This is a genomic window from Bacillus sp. JST-5 (assembly GCF_057747715.1).
In genome coordinates this window covers 1-2,644 of sequence record NZ_JBYLHW010000118.1, presented here as the reverse complement: position 1 = coordinate 2,644, position 2,644 = coordinate 1, and the positions used below count along the sequence as shown (strand labels likewise).

Annotated in this window: 3 protein-coding genes; all 3 read left to right on the top strand. The window is 34.0% G+C overall.

Annotated elements, in window-relative coordinates; translation table 11 throughout:
- The first annotated feature begins 101 nt into the window (after positions 1-101).
- The 3 genes from rocF to AC3ASS_RS13900 all read left to right on the top strand — a co-directional run bounded on the left by rocF (position 102) and on the right by AC3ASS_RS13900 (position 2,385).
- Positions 102-1,001 (top strand): arginase, encoded by a 900-nt coding sequence (gene rocF, locus AC3ASS_RS13910; protein WP_488284108.1) that lies wholly within the window; start codon positions 102-104, stop codon positions 999-1,001.
- 190 nt (positions 1,002-1,191) lie between these two features.
- Positions 1,192-1,755, top strand: a complete 564-nt coding sequence (gene sigW, locus AC3ASS_RS13905; RefSeq protein WP_488284107.1) for an RNA polymerase sigma factor SigW — start codon at positions 1,192-1,194, stop codon at positions 1,753-1,755.
- A 15-nt stretch (positions 1,756-1,770) separates the two neighbouring features.
- Positions 1,771-2,385 (top strand): zf-HC2 domain-containing protein, encoded by a 615-nt coding sequence (locus AC3ASS_RS13900; RefSeq protein WP_488284106.1) that lies wholly within the window; start codon positions 1,771-1,773, stop codon positions 2,383-2,385.
- Positions 2,386-2,644: the final 259 nt, after the last annotated feature.

Here is a 2,644-nt window from a genome sequence, read left to right as displayed (position 1 = left end):
GTGGCAAGTTTTTTTGTCTTAAATAGCATTAAATCAATAAAAATGTAAGTTTTTACTTAGAAACTTTTGACAATACGAGGATTTTTAAGGGGGACACAACTATGAAAAAGAAAATCTCAATTATTGGTGCACCAATGGACCTAGGTCAGTTACGACGTGGAGTTGATATGGGTCCTAGTGCCATTCGATATGCCGGTATTGTAGAAAAATTAGAAAGTTTAAATTATGAAGTTGAAGATTTAGGAGATATAGAAATTAATAGAAGAGAAAGAACAGTTGATCAAGAGACAGGTCTAAGAAATTTAAAACCTGTAGTCAATGCAAGTGAACGATTGGCTCAAAAGGTTGACGAAATTGTTGGCAACAATCATTTCCCATTAATATTAGGCGGTGATCATAGCATTTCTATCGGCTCAATTGCTGGAATCGCCAAACATTATAAAAATCTTGGAGTCATTTGGTATGATGCGCATGGAGATCTTAATACCGTTGAAACTTCTCCTTCAGGAAATATTCATGGAATGCCATTAGCAGCAAACCTTGGGTTAGGTCATCCTTTATTAACAAATATTGCGGGGTATCAACCAAAAGTCAAATTTGAAAATGTCGTATTAATAGGTATTCGTTCTTTGGATGAGGGAGAAAAAATACTAATCAAAGAAAAAGGAATTAAAGTTTATACGATGCATGAAATTGATCGCCTAGGCATGACAACTGTAATGGAAGAAGCGATTCAATATCTGAAAGATAAAACGGACGGTGTTCATTTATCATTGGATTTAGATGCATTAGATCCTCTTTATACTCCTGGTGTCGGAACTCCAGTTATGGGAGGAGTTAGCTATCGAGAAAGCCATTTGGCAATGGAAATGCTAGCAGAATCAGGCATTATTACATCAGCTGAATTTGTAGAAGTTAATCCAATTTTAGATGAAAAAAATAAAACAGCTAATGTAGCAGTGGAATTAATGGGTTCATTATTCGGAGAAACGTTATTATAAAATTTTCAATAGATTAACGGAAAAAGAAGTTCAGATTCTCTAATCTTGGACTTCTTTTTTTGTGCCAAAGAATAAAGAAAAATTGCTTACATCATATTCCAAGTTAATAGTATAATGTAAAAAGAAAAATGAAACCTATTGAAAAGTAATTCGTAATTAATATGAGCCGCTAGAGCGGAGGTTATATTGAATGGATGAAATAGTTAAAAAAAGAATAAAGCAGTTGCTCAAGGGAGATAAAAGCTCTTTTGCTGAAATAGTTGAAATATATAAAGATAGAGTATATCAAATTTGTTACCGGATGTTAGGAAATCCACAAGAGGCAGAAGAAATGGCACAAGAGGCGTTTGTACGAGCATATATAAATATCTCAAGCTATAAATTAGATCGTAAATTTTCAACTTGGTTATTTCGAATAGCGACAAACTTATGTATTGATCGAATCAGGAAAAAAAAGCCTGATTTTTATTTAGATGCCGAAGTATCCGGTACTGATGGTTTGACACTATATTCCCAAGTAGCTGCTAATGTTCAATTACCTGAAGAAGAAATCGAACATATGGAATTACAAGAAACAATTCAAAAAGAAATTTTAAAATTACCCGAAAAATATCGTTCCGTTATCGTACTTAAATATATAGAGGAACTTTCATTAAAAGAAATAAGTGAAATTCTTGATCTACCAATAGGAACAGTGAAAACAAGAATCCATAGAGGAAGAGAAGCTTTGAGGGAAAGGCTTCGACATTTATAAGTGAGGTGAAATGCATTGAATAAATGTCCAGATGAAATCATTGAATATATGCATAATTATCTTGATGATGATTTATCTACTGAGGAAGAACATAAATTACGGAGCCACCTTCAAAAATGTGAAAATTGTAGAGAACATTTTCATGAATTGAAAAGGACCATTGCATTAGTACAAAGCACCTCACATATACATGCACCTGTTCATTTCACGGATGCAGTAATGAGTAAGCTCCCTAAACAAAGTAAGAGAATTCAAATAAAGTCTTGGTTTAGAAATCATCCATTTCTATCAGCGGCCTCATTGTTTATCATATTAATGTTAGGTAGTATTATTTCATCTTGGAATAAAGAGAATGACTTTTCGGTAACTATGCATCCAGGAATCATTATTGAAAATGATACTGCTATAATTCCAGAAGGCACTGTTATAGATGGGGATGTCGTAGTCAAAAATGGAAATATTAGAATTGAAGGAAAAGTTAATGGAGATGTAACAACAATCAATGGAGAAAAATATTTAGCATCAGCTGGTGAGGTAACAGGAAATATTAATGAAGTAAATGAAATATTTGAATGGTTGTGGTTTCATATAAAAGATTTATGGAAAGGTGTAGTAAAACTATTTAAATAAAAAGTGGTACGGATTTTTGAACTGAACCCCGAATAGTAGACACTTTAAAAAAAGTGGACCTATTCGGGGTTTTTCCATTTTAGCGTGCCCAGCTAAGCTGTTATCTGCTAGTTGGTGCAAGTCCAACCCGAGTAAGTGCCAAGACGCTCGGTAGCTGACAGGCAACTGGTGGAGAAATCCTAAGGTTGAAGCCCTGTGACAAAGTAACTCTCTTGGAGAGTGCGAGCAAATCAACAGACCGTAACATAAAGTGAATCCT